This window comes from Arthrobacter sp. FW306-1B-F12A (assembly GCF_058781865.1).
In genome coordinates, this window is the sequence record NZ_JBYSXD010000013.1 from 23,461 (window position 1) to 39,730 (window position 16,270).

Consider the following 16,270-nt stretch of genomic DNA (forward strand, 5'->3'; position numbering starts at 1 on the left):
CCACTGGCTCCCTAGCCTCGCTTCGCTCGGCCAGGGAACCCGGGCAGCGTGGGCCCAATTAAAGAGCTCCGGCCCCGCACCATGGGTGCGGGGCCGGAGTCATTTAACCCGAGCCTGTTAATTCAAGCTCAAGCTACGTTGTTTTCGTAATCCGTGTCCCTGGTTTCCTTGGACAGGAACAGGGCCACGAGCGTCAGTACCGCCATGGCGCTGAGGTAGACACCCACCAGGACCGTGCTGCCCTTGGCCGACTCCCAGAGCCAGACCGCGATGAACGGAGCCACAGCCGCGCCGAGGATGCTGGACATGTTGTAACTGACGGCGGATCCGGTGTATCGGACGTTGGTCGGGAACAGTTCCGGAAGCAGCGCACCCATGGGGCCGAAGGTAAGGCCCATCAGCGAGAAGCCGATGATCAGCAACGCCATGGTGCCAACAAAGCCGCCACTGAACAACGGCACGAAGAGCAAGCCGAATACCAGGATTCCCGCGGTCACGGCCAGGAGCATCTTGCGGCGGCCATACTTTTCGGCCAGCGGACCGGCCACCAGGGTGAAAATGCCGAAGAAGACGACGCCGGCAATCAGCATCCAGAGGAAGTCGTTCCGGCTGAAACCCAGGCCTGGTACGAACGCCGCGGCAGCCGCGTCGGTCATGGGCTTTCCGGCCTTCACCGCAGCGGCTTGGGCGCCCACCAGGGTTGGTTTGGTGCCGTAGGTCAGGGTGAACGTGGTCATGAGGTAGAACAGCACGTACGTCGCAAGCATGATGAAGGTACCGAGGATCAGCGGGCGCCAACTCTTCTTGAACACGCGTCCGATGGGCAGCTTGGCCACTTCGTTGGACTCCAGCACCTTGGTGAATGCGGGAGTTTCAATGAGCTTGAGGCGCACGTAGAGGCCAAGGATCACCATGACGGCGCTGAGCAGGAACGGCACGCGCCAGCCCCAGGCGGCGAAGGCCTCGGGAGTCAAGGTGTAGCTGAAGACCAGGAAGATGATGTTGGCCAGGATGAAGCCGATCGGCGCACCCATCTGCGGGAATGTTCCATAGATGGCGCGTTTATTGGCCGGCGCGTTCTCCGTTGCGAGCAGCGCGGCGCCGCTCCACTCTCCCCCGAGGGCCAGGCCTTGGGCGAACCGCAGCACAACCAGCAATGTGGGAGCCAGGAAGGTCCAGCCCGGGACCTGTGCCGTGGGGAGGCAACCGATCAGGAACGTGGCAATACCCATGGTCAGGAGGGACGCAACCAGGGTTCCCTTGCGACCGAATTTGTCACCGAAGTGGCCGAAAACTATGGAGCCGAGCGGTCGGGCGACGAAGGCGACACCGAACACCGCGAAGGAGCTCAACAGCTGGGTGGTCTCGTCCGCCGTCGGGAAGAAGAGTTTAGGGAAGACGAGCACAGCTGCCGTGGCGTAAACGTAGAAATCGTAGAACTCGATGGACGTTCCGATGAGGCTGGCGAAGATCACCCGGCCCCGCGAGTTGACCGGCTTGACTGACTCGCTTTCCTTGGATTCAGCGATGGAAGACATGTAGTGGATGCTTTCGTTCACGCCGGCCCGGCGTCGCTGAGCCTGCCGGCAGATTATTGAGAGTTCAATAATAGTTCCCGGTATCCACCAAATGGACAATCAAGTCCAAGATGCGGACGCCCGGAAAAGTCTCACTCTGTGGTCCGCGCCACAACAACCTCACCATCGCCTCACGCAGTGGTGACCCCCTCCGATAGGTGAATGTCACAGCACGTTTACAAACCGCGACGGTCCGCGAAACGCGCCGTACCTAACGTGTAAGGACAACGTCCCCACAAAGGAGGCACTCCGTGACAGTTGACCGAAGCACCGAAATCCTCACCAACGAGCAGGCGCCCACCGCCCTCGTCCCCGAGCTTGAACACCGCCCTGGCCGCTGGATTGCCAACTGGGATGCAGAGAACAAGGAGCAGTGGGACGCCGTTGGCCGTTCCATCGCCAAGCGCAACCTGTACTGGTCCATCTTCGCCGAGTTCCTCGGCTTCGTCGTCTGGCAGCTCTGGTCGATCGTCGTCGTCCAGCTCCCGGCAGCAGGCTTCAAGTTCGACACCAACCAGATCTTCTGGCTCATCTCGATCCCCAGCCTGGTCGGTGCCACACTGCGCATCCCGTACACCTTCATGGTCCCGAGATTCGGCGGCCGAAACTGGACCATCGTCTCGGCCCTCCTGCTGCTGATCCCGACGGCGGGCCTCGCCCTCTGTGTCTCAAACCCCGGCACCCCCTTCGGCGTCATGCTGCTGGTTGCGGGCCTTGCAGGCTTCGGCGGCGGCAACTTCGCCAGCTCGATGGCAAACATCACCTTCTTCTACCCCGCCCGTGAAAAGGGCTGGGCACTGGGCCTGAACGCCGCGGGCGGAAACCTTGGTGCCGCCGTCGCGCAGCTCATCGTTCCGATCGCCGTCACCCTCCTGGCCGCCGGTACGGTCAACCTCCCCATGGCCGGCCTCATCTGGATTCCGCTCATCCTCGTCGCCGCGTTCGGCGCCTGGAAGTACATGAACAACCTCACCAGCGCCAAGGGTGACGTCGCAGGCTCCATCGCCGCGCTCAAGGAACCGCACCTGTGGATCATGGCCTTCCTGTACATCGGTACCTTCGGCTCGTTCATCGGCTTCTCCGGAGTCTTCCCCAAGCTCATCAAGGACTACTTCCCGGCCTTCTCCTCCATGCACCTCGGCGCGGTTGTCCTCTCGCTCGCCTTCCTTGGCCCGCTGGTCGGTTCCCTCGCCCGCCCCTACGGTGGACGCATGGCTGACCGCATGGGCGGAGCCCGCATGACCGTCACGGCGTTCGCAGCGATGGCCGTCATCACCTTGACCATGATCTGGACCCTTCCGCTCAAGAACTTCTGGCTCTTCCTGGTCCTGTTCCTGTTCCTCTTCACGGCGAGCGGCTTCGGAAACGGCGCGACGTACCGCATGATTCCGGTCATCTTCGCCACCTCCAGCCGCGCAGCGCGCTCCGGTGCGAGCGCCGCCAGCACGGCACGCCTTGCGTCTTCCTCGCTCGGCCTGATCTCGGCGATCGGCGCCTACGGCGGATTCGTCATCCCCCAGGTACTCAATGCATCCAGCGCTTCCGGCTCCTACACCCCCGCGTTCTATGGCTTCGTCGGCGCCTACGTGCTGATGCTCATCGTTTGCTGGGTCTGCTACCTCCGGAAGGCCAACCGTACCGCGATGGGACACATCTAATATGCCCAATGGCGCCAACACCCACTGCCCGTATTGTGCGCTGCAGTGCGCCATGACCCTGACCCCGGCGGCGCCCTCGGCGCAGCCGGGGTCAGACCCCGCTCCCGCGGCAAAGGCACTTCCGCTCCTGGACGTGTCCGGCCGCGACTTCCCCACCAACCGGGGCGGGCTGTGCCGCAAGGGCTGGACATCGGCGTCGTTGTTGAACCACACCGGACGCGTCACGGAACCCATGCTCAAAGGGTCCGACGGCGTCCACCGGCCAGTCACGTGGGACCAGGCACTCATGCTGGTCACCGGCGCCGTCAAGCAGACCCGCGAGCAGTACGGGCCCGACGCCGTCGGAGTGTTCGGCGGCGGCGGACTCACCAATGAGAAGGCCTACCAGTTGGGCAAGTTCGCCCGCTTGGCGCTGGGAACCTCGCGCATCGACTACAACGGACGTTTCTGCATGTCCTCCGCCGCGGCGGCCGGAAACCGCGCGTTCGGTGTGGACCGCGGCCTCCCGTTCCCCGTGGAAGACCTCGATTCGGCAAACGTCATTTTCCTTCTCGGCTCCAACGTCGCCGAGACCATGCCACCATTCGTCCAGCACCTGCAGGGCGCGCGCGATTCCGGCGGGTTGATCGTGGCCGATCCCCGCCGTTCCGCGACGGCCGCATTCACCGGCGACGGCGGCGGCATCCACTTGCAGCCGACCCCCGGAACAGACCTGGCCCTGCTGTTGGGTATCTCCCACGTGGTGGTCCACGAAGGCCTCGCCGACGCCGAATACCTCGAGGATCGCACCACCGGGTACCCGGCGATAGTTCGTAGCCTCTCCGCTTTCTGGCCGGAGCGCGTCCAGTCAATCACCGGCGTGCCCGCCACACTCATCCGGGAAACCGCCCGCCGCCTCGCCGACGGCGCCCGGCGCGGCGGCAGCTACATCCTCACCGGCCGCGGCGTCGAACAGCACGTCGACGGCACGGACACCGCCACCGCCGCGATCAACCTCAGCCTCCTCCTCGGCCTGCCGGGATCCTCCCGCAGCGGCTACGGCACACTGACCGGCCAGGGAAACGGCCAGGGCGGCCGCGAGCACGGCCAAAAGGCCGACCAGCTCCCCGGCTACCGCAAGATCACCGATCCCGCCGCCCGCGCCCACGTCGCCAAGGTGTGGGGCGTCGACGAATCACTCATCCCCGGCCCCGGTCTTCCCGCCGTGGAGCTGTTGAAGTCTTTGGGACAGCCCGACGGCGTCCGTTGCCTCTTCGTGCACGGCGCCAACGTGGCGGTGTCAGCCCCTGACGCCGGCGCGGTGATCGAGGGCCTGCGGAGCCTGGACTTCCTGGTTGTCTGCGACTTCTTCATGTCCGAGACGGCGCTGGAAGCCGACCTGGTCCTCCCGGTCACCCAGTGGGCCGAGGAAGAAGGTACCCTGACCAACCTCGAGGGCCGCGTGCTCCGCCGTCGTAAGGCGCTCACCCCTCCCCCCGGCGTCCGCAGCGAATTGTGGCTCATGGCCCGGCTCGCCGAATCGCTCGACGCTCCGTCCACGTTCAGCGACGATCCCGAGACCGTCTTCGAGGAGCTCCGGCTCGCCTCGGCGGGCGGCCTGGCCGACTACTCCGGAATCGACTACGCCATGCTGGATCGAGGAGAGGCTGCCTACTGGCCTTATCCCACCGGTAGTTCGGGAACGCCGCGACTCTTCCTCGACGGTTTCGCGCACGCCAGCGGACGCGCGGTGATGGTCCCGGTGGCACCGCGGACGCGGTCCCGGCGATCCGCCGTCGTCGGCTCTGATCCTGACCCGCTGACGCTTGTCACCGGGCGGTTGCTGGAACATTACCAATCGGGCGCCCAGACCCGCCGCGTGGCCGAACTCGCCGCCGCGCAGCCGGAGGCGCTCTTGCAGATCCACCCCGCGACGGCGGCCGTCAGGGACATCACCGACGGCGACTTTGTCCGGGTCTCCAACGAACGCGGAGAGGTCCTGTGCAGGGTGGAGCTCAGCAACAGCATCCGGACGGACACCGTCTTCCTGCCCTTCCATTTCCCTGGACTCGGCAGCGCCAACCTGCTCACTGAAGCGGTTACGGATCCCATCTCGGGCATGCCGGAGTTCAAGACCAGCACGGTCTGGGTCCGGAAGGCAGCACTACCAAATATCGAATCGGCGTTGGCTGGCCAGTTGGCTGTTCCAGCGGGCGCCGGCTTGTCAACGCAGGTCAAGGAGGCATCGTGAGCGAGCGAATTGTGGTGGTCGGATTCGGACCGGTCGCAGCCCGGCTGGTGGACGAGCTGTTGCCCGCCGTGCGCGGCGGCCTTGTCCAGCTGCTCGTCGTCGGGCAGGAAAGCGAAGCGGCCTACAACCGTGTCATGGTGGCAGAACTCGGCGTGGGTCGTACTACCGCGGCAGCCCTCGCGATGGCGGACGCTGCCGATTTGGCGGCGGACGGCGTCGAAGTCCGGCTGGGTGTCACCGTCAAACGCATCGACCGCGCACGCCAGCAGCTTGTCCTTTCGGACGGGACCACGCCTGGCTACGACCGTTTGGTGTTCGCCACGGGTTCGCGACCCGTCATTCCGAACCTCACGGGAATCAACCCCGACCCTTCACACCCTGTCCTCCCTCCAGGGGTGACCGCCCTCCGGGACCTCCGCGACGCCGCTCAATTGCGCGACGCCGTGACTGCCGGCAAGCGCGTGATCGTGCTCGGTGGCGGTGTACTCGGCCTTGAAACGGCGTTGGCCGCAGCCGAAGAAGGTGCCCTGGCCACGGTGGTGCACAACGGTTCCTTCCCGCTGGGCCGCAACATCGACCGCGGCGGTGGAGCCGTTCTCGCGGCGAGCTTGCGCAACAGCGGGATCACCATGGTGGGCAACGCCCGTTCCACGGCGGTGGAGCACAATGGCCCCGACGGCATGTTTTCCGCCCTCGTGCTCAACGACGGGTCGCGGATCGAAGGCGACCTTCTTGTCCTTTCCTGCGGCGTGCGCCCCCGGATCGAACTGGCCGAAGGCTGCGGGCTGCCCGCGGCCACCGGCATCCTGGTGGATCACCATTTGCGGACCTATCACGAGCCGCACATGTTCGCCATCGGGGACTGCGCCGAAGTCCGCTGCGCCGATGCCGAGTGCGCCGAATGCCGCACAGCACTTGGCCCCTCCGGGCTGGTGGGACCGGGTTGGCGGCAGGCCGAGTGGCTTGCCGAGTACCTGATCCTTCTTGCCGAAGGCGGCCAGGACGCTGCCGACACCTTGGCACCGCTGCCGCAGGAGAAGCCCGGCGTCGTGGTGTTGAAGGCGCGAGGCATCAACCTGGCGGTCGCTGGCGACAACAGCGCTGAGCCGTGGGATGACGAGCTGTTGTCCGTGGGTGTCTCGGAGGGAACGCCCCGGCGCCAGGTCGCCCAGTGGGCCGATCCCGAACACGGCCGCTACGTCAAAATGACGACGCGGGGCGGCGCGCTCGAAGGACTCGTCACCGTAGGCATGCCGCGCACGGCCGCGGAGCTCGTGATGCTGTTCGAACGCGGCTCCGAGTTGCCAGCAGACCGTTCACTCCTCCTACGCCTGGACGGGCCGGACCAGCTCGGCTCTTCCGCTTCGAATGATGATCCGCAGCGCACAGTGTGTCGCTGCGCAGGCGTCAGCGGCGCGAGCATCGAGGAAGCCGTGTTGGATGGCTGCTCGTCCGTGCCGGAAGTTTCCAAGGCGACCCGCGCGGGGACGGGGTGCGGAGGGTGCCATGGGGACATCAAGGGGATTATCGAGAAGCATTTCCAGGGCGTTGCGGCGTAGGGGTTGCCGCGCCGCGCCACGTGAACAGGGCCTCCCGGTCCCTGTCGGTGAGCTTCGCGGCGTCGAGGAAGGTGTGGAGATCGGATTTTTCCAAGGCATCCCGGAAGGCGCCTTCAGTTGTTGTGCCGTGTTGCCGGCATAGTTCCTCAAGCCTAGGTTCGACGTTGTTTCGCTCGCCTCTGGCCGCCCGCGCATCGCCTAGCCTGACGGTTTCCAGATAGTCATCGACGATGCCTTCGGGGTCTGTGCCGATTGCGTGAAGCAGAGCCATGGCGAGCAGGCCAGTCCGGTCCCTGCCGCCCATGCAATGGAAGAGGACCCCTCCTGCCGGCGCGTTGATCACGGCGGATATAGCGGCGCCGGCCCGTTCGGGCATGGCGGCGAGGTGCGGCTGGAAATACATCGCTGTGCCCACCAGACCGCTGTCCCAGTAGTCGGCCCAGAATTCCTTGTTTTCCAGGCCGTCAAGATCAACGTGGATTGTGGTGAGCCAACTGGGCCGTTCCTTGGTATCCGTGTCCCGTTCGCCTTGCTGACGAAGGTCCACCACGGTTCGGATCCCGGCATCATGGATCTGTTGCCATCCGTTCCCGGTGATCCAATCGACGTTCTCGCTCCGGAACAACACGCCTCGCGGAGAAAGTGTCCCGTCTGCACGCCGTAGACCACCGAGGTCACGTCCGTTGACCAGGCCGTCAACTCTGAGTTTGCGATCTTTGTTTTCTGTCGGATCCCCCATGTGCCCTAGTAAACCAGAGCGTGCAAGTCGCCCTTCTGGATAATCACCCACGCGCGCATCATTGCAGCTAGGTCACCTCGCGGGCGCGTGGTCGCCATCTGGTCGATCGGCCCCGGCACATCACACTCTCAAGGCAGGTAACACCGACACGCGCGATCACACATGGAAGTAGCGGTTCTTGCGTGGTTGTTGGCGTGGGTCGACGTGGGGTGGCGGGATGAACCAGGGCACGCCTGTTTGGACTTGGATGTGCCATTCTTCGTTGTGGATCAGATGGTGGTGGTGGCTGCACAGCAAGACACCATTGTCGACACTGCTTGGTCCACCCCGCGACCAGTACTCGATGTGGTGGGCTTCGCACCACGGGGCCGGCATCGTGCACGAAGGGAACGCGCAGCCTTTGTCCCGGGTGGTAATGGCCTTACGGATGTGCGCCGGGAAGATCCTGGAGGACCGGCCGATGTCCAACACCTGCCCCTCGCCGCCGAGGACGACGGGAATGATGTCGGCGTCGCAGGCGATCTTCCGCAGCGTGGCCGCCGGGACCGGGCCTGTGAACGTAAAGCTCCCCGTGCCGCGTTGCGACCCGCCGGAGCGCCCGGCTTGTCCAGATTGCCCGAGGAACGTGAGCTGCTCCGCGTCTTTCAGCGCTGCCAGGAGCTCCCGGTGATCGATGGTGGCCATGATCTGGGGGCGTTGGCCTCCGGCCGCAGGCAGTGCACCCGTGGCGAGGGCAATCTTGCAGGCGCCCAGCAACCCGTCCAGGAGTTTTTGCGCCCTCGTGCGGCGGTCCAGGCACGCGGCATCATCACCTGAACCACCCGGCAGAGCATCCGCCCGGCCGTCCGTCGGAGCGTTTGCCGGCCCGTCGTCTCCGCCGTCTCCGCCGCCCGCGTCCACCGCATGGTCCCCGGGTCCGGGCTCCGCGGACGTGCGGGTCCGGGGATTGGTGGCGGTGTTCATGACGGTGAGCAGGTGCTCGTACTGGTCCTGGGTGGCGAAGATTTCCAGATGCTGCAGACCGTGTTTGGGTTTACGTAGGAAAGCGCCCTGGAGGTGGCGCAGGGCTTCTTCGCTGGGCTCGGCCCCGTCCTGGTCGATCGCGTCGGTCCAGCGGCGGGCGATCCTGGCCAGGAAATCGGCGTCGTTCTCGGCCGCCGTCATGGTCAGCGCGTGTTCCATGTCCGCGGCTGTCTCCGCGCTGCACCGTGGCCGGACCCGGTCCAGGGCCATCGTAATGGTGGTCGCCGGCCGGGCCGCGATGCTCCCGCAGGCCAGGGCCGCGGCCACTTCCCCATATCGCGGCTGGATCCTTTGACCTGTAAGTGAGCGGCCCGGCAGCAGATCCTCCGCCAGGGCAAGGCGGCGACGGGCCTCCGCCGAGCCGATCCGCAGCAGCGAGCGCAGGTGCTCGCCCGTGTTCCGGAACTCCCTGACCGCGGCCCGGGCGTCACCGGCAGCGAGCCCGCCGCCGTCGACGTCGACCCTGGCCCCGGCTGCTCGAGCTTCAGGTTCGGCGCTGCGGGGACCATCGCTGGAACCGCCCTCCCCGGCGTCGGCTCCGCAGCCGGTCGTCCAGCCGGTCCCGCCGGCCGGCTCCTGCTGCCGGACCCGGTGCAACTGCCCCGCGGCGACGAGCTGCAAGTAGTCCAGGGTGCGGGAGAGTTCCTCCACGCCTGAGGCAAACGCGGCGGAGTCCTGCAACCCCAGCGTCCCGACGTCGTCCACAGCCGTCCGTGCCAGCGAGCGCAACGCCGCGAGTGCGCCCTCAAGAACACCCTGCGGACCACCGCGACCGCCGTCGTGACGGCTGTCGCGATCCTCGGGCGGATCCAGCAGAGCGAGCCGACGCGGCCCCGGCATTTGACCCGCCGCTTGAGCAGCCGCCGTCACCATCCGCGGCTCGCGCACCTTATGGAACACGACGAACCCGCCGCCGGGCGCAGCGGCCTGGCGGGTAGTGAGGTGTCCGATCGCTTCCATACCCAAAGCATCTCAGGAGGCTCTGACAAAATAGCCGACCCACTGATCTGGAACGCACATGCGATCTCGGCCTGACGTGAGCTACAACATCACGGTCCTGCCAGCGGCCCTTCGGCAACTGCGCAAGCTCCCTCCCGAGGGCCGCCGCCGAGCCCAAGCAGCCATCGAGTTACTGGCCGAGACTCCGCGCCCGCCCGGCGCCAAGAAGCTGGCAGGGCGGGTCGAGTGGCGCGTCCGAACGGGAGATTATCGGGTGCTCTACCGGATCGACGACGGCCGACTCGTCATCGTCGTCCAAAGTGCTTGATCTGGTTTCACGCGACGGAAAATGCCCCACGACACGCGAATTCGCGCGTCGTGGGGCATTTTCTGTGTCGCAGGATCGAATGCGAGTCGAGAGCCAAGCCCTACATATGCACGTGCAGCCGCCGCGCCGCTTCCGAGATGGAACCGGTCAGCGATGGGTACACCGTGAAGGTGCTTGCGAGGTCGTCGACGTGCAGTTTCTGCTTCACGGCAACGGCGATCGGATAGATGAGCTCGGAGGCGTTCGGACCGATGACGACGCCACCGATCACGGTGCCCGAGCCCTTGCGCGCAATGATCTTCACGAAGCCGTCCTTGGTGTTGCGCATCTTGGCGCGGGCATTGCTCAGCAGGGACAGCATGACCACATCACCCTGGTACTTGCCCGATTCGAGGTCGGCCTCGGAGACGCCCACAGAGGCGATTTCGGGTGAAGTGAAGATGTTGGAAGCCACTTGGTGGAGCTTGATCGGCATGACGGCGTCGCCCAGGAAGTGCGCAACAGCGATGCGGCCCTGCATGGCAGCGACCGAGGCGAGGGCCAGGATTCCGGTGCAATCACCGGCGGCATAGATGTTCGGCGCGGTGGTGCGGGAGACGCCGTCGACCTTGATGTGGCCGGACTCAGTGACAGCCACGCCCGCCTCTTCGAGTCCGATTCCGGCCGTGTTGGGGATGGAGCCAACACAGACGAGGCAGTGGCTGCCCGAGACGGTGGTGCCGTCGCCAAGCGTCACCTTAACACCGCCGTCGGTCCTTTCAACGGCCTCCGCGCGTGAGCGGGACAAGACGCGTACGCCGCGGCGCTTGAAGACACCTTCAAGGACCTGGGCCGCGTCCGTGTCCGAGCCGGGCAGGACCTGGTCGCGGCTCGAAATCAGGGTGACGTTCGAGCCAAGGCCGTTGTAGGCCGAAGCGAATTCGGCGCCGGTGACGCCGGAACCGACGACAATCAGGTCTTCCGGAAGTTCCTCGAGGTTGTAGATCTGTGCCCAGTTCAGGATGCGCTCACCGTCGGGCTTTGCCGTGGGCAGTTCGCGGGGGTGGGCGCCGACGGCGAGAAGAATGGCATCGGCGGTAATTGTCTTGACACCCTCCGAGGTAATGACCTCGATGGTGTGGTTGTCCAGGAGTTTTCCGGAGCCCATCAGGATCTCCACGCCAAGGTGCTCAAGGCCCACCCGGATGTCGTCCGACTGCTCCCGCGCGAGGTGCAGGACACGGTCGTTGATGTGGCCCAGGTCCGCGCGCATGCCCGGCGCCACATCGCTGCCGTCGACGGCGAACTTGACTCCCAGCTCCCCCGCCTCGCCGACGCGGGTCATGAGATCCGCCGTCGCGATCAGGGTTTTGGAGGGTACGACGTCGGTGAGGACGGCTGAGCCGCCGAGTCCGGCGCGCTCGATGAGGGTTACCCTCGCTCCCAAGTGCGCCGCGACCATGGCCGCTTCATATCCGCCTGGACCTCCGCCCAGGATCGCGATTCGTGGTGAGCTGAAGTCAGGATGCATGGTCACAATGTTCCATTCTCACTTAATGCGGGCGGACCTGCCACTAAGCCCCACCTGAGAACGCCTGTAGAGGCCGCTTACCTGCCCAACTGCGCCCTGTTCAACAACGCGCGCAGCACTGTAGTTTGTACCAGTGAGTAACACAGAGCTGATGAATACAGACCCCTTCGAGGCCGCCAAAGCTGCGGCCGACTACATCGCGGCGGAGACCGGCGTCGAAACCCACGACGTCGCACTCGTGCTCGGCTCAGGCTGGGGCGCCGCTGCGGACCTCATAGGCGAAACGACGGCGACCCTCACGGCGTCGGAAGTTCCCGGCTTCCACGCTCCTGCCGTTGAGGGGCATGTGGGCACCATCCGCTCGGTCCTGACCAAGGAAGGCAAGCGGGCCCTCGTTCTCGGCGCGCGTACCCACTACTACGAAGGCAAAGGCGTCCGCGCTGTAGTCCACGGCGTACGCACAGCCGCGGCGGCCGGATGCCAGACCCTGGTGGTGACCAACGGCTGCGGTGGCCTGAACGAAGCCTGGACCCCCGGCACACCCGTGCTGATCAGCGACCACATCAACCTGACGGCGGCTTCTCCCCTTGAAGGCGCCACGTTCGTGGACCTCACGGACCTGTACTCCTCGCGCATCCGCGGACTGGCCCGCGAAGTGGATCCGACGCTCGACGAAGGCGTCTACGCCCAGTTCACCGGCCCGCACTACGAAACTCCGGCCGAGGTCCAATACGCCAAGCGAATCGGCGCGGACTTGGTGGGCATGTCCACCGCTCTGGAAGCCATCGCCGCCCGGCACGCAGGTATGGAGGTCTTCGGCATCTCCCTCGTGACCAACCTGGCCGCCGGCATCAGCCCGGTACCGCTGAGCCACCAGGAAGTCATCGAGGCAGGACAGACGGCGGGCGCACGCATTTCGCGCCTCCTGGCGGACATCATCGCCAAGCTTTGATCGAATAGCCGGGAGCCCAGGCTCCCGGCCATTCCGGAGTTCGTAGCGCAGTAGAATTTGAGTGATTCTCCGCCCCAAGCGCTCGAACCGGAAGGACCGCCGATCATGACATCCGCGCCTTTCCGGTTCTTGCGGACCAGCCTGGTCGGCTCGATCATTCTTGGATTGGCCGCGGGTGGGCACCTTGCCGGCGGCGGAAACCTTCCGGCACCGGCGATTTTGGCGGCGCTCTCTGCCCTGACAATCCTCCCTGTCGCCATCCTGACGCGCGCCCGGCTTTCGCTTCCCGTCGTCGCAGGGCTGCTGGGAGCCGGACAGCTCTGCCTTCACTGGGCATTCTGCGCCCTGTCCGGAACGTCCACCGCGGCATCGTTGCAGTCCGGGCATGCAGGACATGTTCCCTTGGCGTCAACCCCGGAAACCGTAAGCGCCATCGCCTCAGCCCACGCTGCCGCCAGCGACTGGCACATGCTCGGGGCGCACTCAGTCGCAACCCTGGGCACGGCCCTGGTCCTCGCGCGCGGCGAACAAGCACTGTGGGCACTGGCAGCGTGGCTGCGGCCGCTGGTCCAACTGCCTGCTCCAACAGCGATTCAGCCACTCCGAACCTCTGCTCCGTGCCCGACCCCGGTTGTGCATCCACGCAGCCTTCCCGGCCTTCGGCTTCCTTCCCTGCGCGGCCCGCCAGCCCCGGTGCCCGCCGCCTGAGACTCTCCCTTTCACATATAGCCAGGGACAGGCGGCACCTCGCTGCCTTCACCGGTCCGGACCTCCGTCCGCCCCGGTCCCCAAACCGCTTTTCTTTTGTGAAAGGGCATCATTGCCATGAAGACCTCCTCCCGCCGTACCCTCAAAACCGCCTGCGCCGCGACGATGGCCGCCGGGCTGCTCGCCTTCGGCGTCTCCGCAGCGTCCGCACACGTCAACGTCAATCCCGACGACCCCGCAGCAGGCGGCTACACCCACCTGACCTTCAACGTTCCCAACGAGTCCCCGACGGCCAAGACCAACAAGCTCGAAGTCTCACTCCCCACAGATACGCCCTTCAACTCTGTGTCCGTGAAGCCGGTCGAGGGCTGGACGGCCGAGCTCGTCACCACCACCCTGCCAAAACCCGTCACGGTCGGAGGGGCAACGGTGACCAAGGCGGTCAGTTCGGTCGTCTGGACCGCGGACGCCGCACACCAGATCGGGCAGAACGAATACCAGGCGTTCTCGATCTCGGTGGGTGTACTCCCCGACGCCGGCACCACCGTGACGCTGCCAGCCACGCAGAGCTACACCGACGGCACGGTGGTGAAGTGGGACGAGAAGACCGTTGAGGGGCAGCCTGAACCGGAGCACCCGGCTCCCTCGTTCGTCACCACCGCGAGCGACGCAGCCGCATCGGCGGCTCCCACGTCCTCCCCGTCCGTGACCCCGGCGCCGTCGGCCGCGGCATCGACGACATCCAGCGACGCAGGATCCACGGCTGGCTGGTTCGGACTCGCGGTCGGCCTCATCGGCCTGGCCGCGGGCGTCACCGCCTTGGTGCGAACCCGCTCCACGAAGGCCAAATAGCCACCCTCGAACGAGCGAACTGCCCGCGCCGGACCCCGGCGCGGGCAGTTTTGTATCCCGCTCCAGCCGGACCACGAATCCCACCAACGACAGCCGTCCCCACGGCAATTTTCCGACTCCTGTCAAGTCAATTCGCCCCCGCGTTAATGGCATGTGAACTTTTCAAATAAATCAGATTTATTCAGAAACATTTGACCCGCCGCGCTTTCCATGGCACGCGCGCGGTGTAAAAATGTAAACGCTTGCGCACATATGTCTGACATGTGCTCCAGAGCCCGGAACGGCACTCGAAACACGGCTTGCAACCGCATCATGCGCACGTCAAGCTTTGAACGGTCCCGGCAAGTCGACGTGCCGGACCGAAGGATGGGGGCTTCCTAAGAATCCCCCGTCCACCCGACACGATGGCGTTCCCGACGACGCCATTGGTGTTACGGGAACGCCGGAGTGCGGACCAGGCCTTGCGCCAATTCCACGTAGTCCAACCTCCGCGAGAAGAGCAAGCATGAAATCTCACTCAACCCCCAACAGGCCACGCCGACGCCTGCGGTCTGTAGCCGCTTTTGCGGCCGCCGCCAGTGTGGCCGCGACGGTGCTCATGGCATCCCCGGCAGCCCAGGCAAACCTGCCTGCCGACAAGCCGGCCACCACGATGCCGGCTCCCACGCCGGGATTCCCGCTTCCGACGGTCCACACGCAACAAGCCTTTGATCCCGCCGCAAACTTCACGTCCAAGTGGACGCGGGCGGATGCCAAGCAGATCATGGCCCAGAGCAACCCGAACGTGACCGCCGGCCAGAACTCCATGAGCCCCAACGTCACCATGCCGGAGATCCCGAAGGACTTCCCGGCCATGAACGACGACGTGTGGGTCTGGGACACGTGGTCCCTGACCGACCAGAACGCCAACCAGATCAGCTACAAGGGCTGGGATGTCATCTTCTCCCTCGTCGCCGATCGCCACGCGGGTTACGGCTTCGACCAGCGCCACTGGAACGCCCGCATCGGCTACTTCTTCCGCAAGACCAACGCAGACCCCGCGAAGGACAAGTGGAACTACGGCGGACACCTGTTCCTGGACAACACCTCCATCGGCAACACCGAATGGTCCGGTTCCACGCGCCTCATGCAGGGTGACCACGTCAACGTGTTCTACACGGCCACCACGTTCTACGACCGTGCAGAGCGCAACGCGGGCGGAGGCGGGATCGCTCCCGACGCAGTCATTGCCAAGGCCCTCGGCAACATCCACGCCGACCAGAACGGCGTGACCTTCGACGGCTTCCAGCACACCAAGCTGCTCGAACCGGACGGAAAGCTGTACCAGACCAAGGCCCAGAACGCCGGCTTCGCCTTCCGTGACCCGTACACGTTCGAAGACCCGGCCCACCCGGGCCAGACCTTCATGGTCTTTGAGGGCAACACCGCCGGAAACCGCGGCTCCTACAAGTGCACCGATGCTGATCTCGGTTACCAGGCAGGCGATCCCCACGCCGAAAACACCAACACGGTCAACACCACCACCGGTTCCTGGTTCCAGACCGCGAGCGTGGGCCTGGCCGTCGCAGACAACAAGGACCTGACCCAGTGGCACTTCCTGCCGCCGATCCTGTCCGCCAACTGCGTCAACGACCAGACCGAGCGCCCTCAGATCTTCATCCAGAATGAAAACGGCAAGAACAAGTACTACCTGTTCACGATCAGCCACCAGTTCACCTACGCCGATGGCATGCGTGGTCCCGACGGCGTCTACGGCTTTGTTGGCAACGGTGTCCGTTCGGACTTCCAGCCGGTGAACAACTCGGGCCTCGCGCTCGGCTCGCCGACCGACTTGAACCTGCCGGCGAACAACCCGAGCGGCACCCAGTCGGCACAGCAGAACGGCCGTCAGTTCCAGGCCTACTCGCACTATGTGCAGCCGGGCGGCCTGGTGCAGTCCTTCATCGACAACGTTGACGGAGTCCGTGGAGGGTCCCTCTCCCCTACGGTAAAGATCAACTTCGCCGGTGGCGTCACGCAGGTTGACCGCAGCTTCGGCAAGAACGGCCTCGGCCCGTTCGGCTACCTCCCCACCAACGTCCGCGTCGGCGGGGAAGGCCTCTACAAGTAGGCCACAGGCAAAAACAGCCGGGCAGGCAGGGGATTTGCTGCCTGCCCGGCAACATGGGGCGCCCGGTTCACCCCGGGCGCCCTGC

Annotated in this window: 12 protein-coding genes; 8 read left to right on the forward strand and 4 right to left on the reverse strand. The window is 65.4% G+C overall.

The window, feature by feature from the left end; genetic code table 11:
- Positions 1-128 precede the first annotated feature (128 nt).
- Positions 129-1,538: an MFS transporter gene (locus AC3WJU_RS08805; RefSeq protein ID WP_441433497.1), complete on the reverse strand. Its 1,410-nt coding sequence runs from the start codon at positions 1,536-1,538 to the stop codon at positions 129-131.
- Between the two features lie 290 nt (positions 1,539-1,828).
- On the opposite strand from AC3WJU_RS08805, the gene AC3WJU_RS08810 reads away from it, so the two are divergent.
- From AC3WJU_RS08810 to AC3WJU_RS08820, 3 genes are read left to right on the forward strand one after another with little or no spacing between them, the layout of a single operon-like run.
- Positions 1,829-3,235, forward strand: a complete 1,407-nt coding sequence (locus tag AC3WJU_RS08810; RefSeq protein ID WP_370872196.1) for an MFS transporter — start codon at positions 1,829-1,831, stop codon at positions 3,233-3,235.
- A 1-nt stretch (position 3,236) separates the two neighbouring features.
- Entirely contained in the window at positions 3,237-5,465 is a 2,229-nt protein-coding gene (locus AC3WJU_RS08815) for a molybdopterin oxidoreductase family protein (RefSeq protein ID WP_332601486.1), read from the forward strand.
- Entirely contained in the window at positions 5,462-7,024 is a 1,563-nt protein-coding gene (locus tag AC3WJU_RS08820; protein WP_332601487.1) for an FAD-dependent oxidoreductase, read from the forward strand. Before AC3WJU_RS08815 ends, AC3WJU_RS08820 begins: the two co-directional genes overlap by 4 nt.
- Here AC3WJU_RS08820 and AC3WJU_RS08825 read toward each other — a convergent pair.
- The gene (locus tag AC3WJU_RS08825; protein WP_492259674.1) at positions 6,990-7,763 is read right to left on the reverse strand and encodes a tyrosine-protein phosphatase; all 774 of its coding nucleotides are present in this window, start codon (positions 7,761-7,763) and stop codon (positions 6,990-6,992) included. The genes AC3WJU_RS08820 and AC3WJU_RS08825 overlap by 35 nt on opposite strands.
- 156 nt (positions 7,764-7,919) lie before the next feature.
- Positions 7,920-9,746: an HNH endonuclease signature motif containing protein gene (locus AC3WJU_RS08830; protein WP_492259675.1), complete on the reverse strand. Its 1,827-nt coding sequence runs from the start codon at positions 9,744-9,746 to the stop codon at positions 7,920-7,922.
- A 58-nt stretch (positions 9,747-9,804) separates the two neighbouring features.
- Between AC3WJU_RS08830 and AC3WJU_RS08835 the strand changes: the two genes are divergently transcribed.
- Complete coding sequence (locus AC3WJU_RS08835) at positions 9,805-10,053, forward strand: type II toxin-antitoxin system RelE family toxin (RefSeq protein ID WP_492259676.1); 249 nt, start codon at positions 9,805-9,807, stop codon at positions 10,051-10,053.
- A gap of 100 nt (positions 10,054-10,153) precedes the next feature.
- On the opposite strand, the gene AC3WJU_RS08840 is transcribed toward AC3WJU_RS08835, so the two are convergent.
- The gene (locus AC3WJU_RS08840; RefSeq protein ID WP_059387905.1) at positions 10,154-11,569 is read right to left on the reverse strand and encodes an NAD(P)H-quinone dehydrogenase; all 1,416 of its coding nucleotides are present in this window, start codon (positions 11,567-11,569) and stop codon (positions 10,154-10,156) included.
- Positions 11,570-11,714: 145 nt separating this feature from the next.
- On the opposite strand from AC3WJU_RS08840, the gene AC3WJU_RS08845 reads away from it, so the two are divergent.
- From AC3WJU_RS08845 to AC3WJU_RS08860, 4 genes are all read left to right on the forward strand, one after another.
- Entirely contained in the window at positions 11,715-12,515 is an 801-nt protein-coding gene (locus AC3WJU_RS08845; protein ID WP_306961275.1) for a purine-nucleoside phosphorylase, read from the forward strand.
- A gap of 105 nt (positions 12,516-12,620) precedes the next feature.
- Positions 12,621-13,223 carry a hypothetical protein gene (locus AC3WJU_RS08850; protein ID WP_492259677.1) on the forward strand — a complete coding sequence of 201 codons (603 nt, stop codon included), beginning with the start codon at positions 12,621-12,623 and terminating at the stop codon, positions 13,221-13,223.
- Positions 13,224-13,340: 117 nt separating this feature from the next.
- Complete coding sequence (locus AC3WJU_RS08855) at positions 13,341-14,075, forward strand: YcnI family copper-binding membrane protein (RefSeq protein WP_441438000.1); 735 nt, start codon at positions 13,341-13,343, stop codon at positions 14,073-14,075.
- A 505-nt stretch (positions 14,076-14,580) separates the two neighbouring features.
- On the forward strand, positions 14,581-16,185 hold the full coding sequence (locus AC3WJU_RS08860) for a glycoside hydrolase family 68 protein (protein ID WP_059387908.1): 1,605 nt from the start codon (positions 14,581-14,583) through the stop codon (positions 16,183-16,185).
- Positions 16,186-16,270 lie beyond the last annotated feature (85 nt).

Coding starts and splice junctions, on each gene's coding strand:
- AC3WJU_RS08860 (WP_059387908.1), top strand. CDS start 14,581: ATGAAATCTCACTCAACCCCCAACAGGCCACGCCGACGCCTGCGGTCT.
- AC3WJU_RS08805 (WP_441433497.1), bottom strand. CDS start 1,538: ATGTCTTCCATCGCTGAATCCAAGGAAAGCGAGTCAGTCAAGCCGGTC.
- AC3WJU_RS08835 (WP_492259676.1), top strand. CDS start 9,805: ATGCGATCTCGGCCTGACGTGAGCTACAACATCACGGTCCTGCCAGCG.
- AC3WJU_RS08855 (WP_441438000.1), top strand. CDS start 13,341: ATGAAGACCTCCTCCCGCCGTACCCTCAAAACCGCCTGCGCCGCGACG.
- AC3WJU_RS08825 (WP_492259674.1), bottom strand. CDS start 7,763: ATGGGGGATCCGACAGAAAACAAAGATCGCAAACTCAGAGTTGACGGC.
- AC3WJU_RS08830 (WP_492259675.1), bottom strand. CDS start 9,746: ATGGAAGCGATCGGACACCTCACTACCCGCCAGGCCGCTGCGCCCGGC.
- AC3WJU_RS08850 (WP_492259677.1), top strand. CDS start 12,621: ATGACATCCGCGCCTTTCCGGTTCTTGCGGACCAGCCTGGTCGGCTCG.
- AC3WJU_RS08845 (WP_306961275.1), top strand. CDS start 11,715: ATGAATACAGACCCCTTCGAGGCCGCCAAAGCTGCGGCCGACTACATC.
- AC3WJU_RS08815 (WP_332601486.1), top strand. CDS start 3,237: ATGCCCAATGGCGCCAACACCCACTGCCCGTATTGTGCGCTGCAGTGC.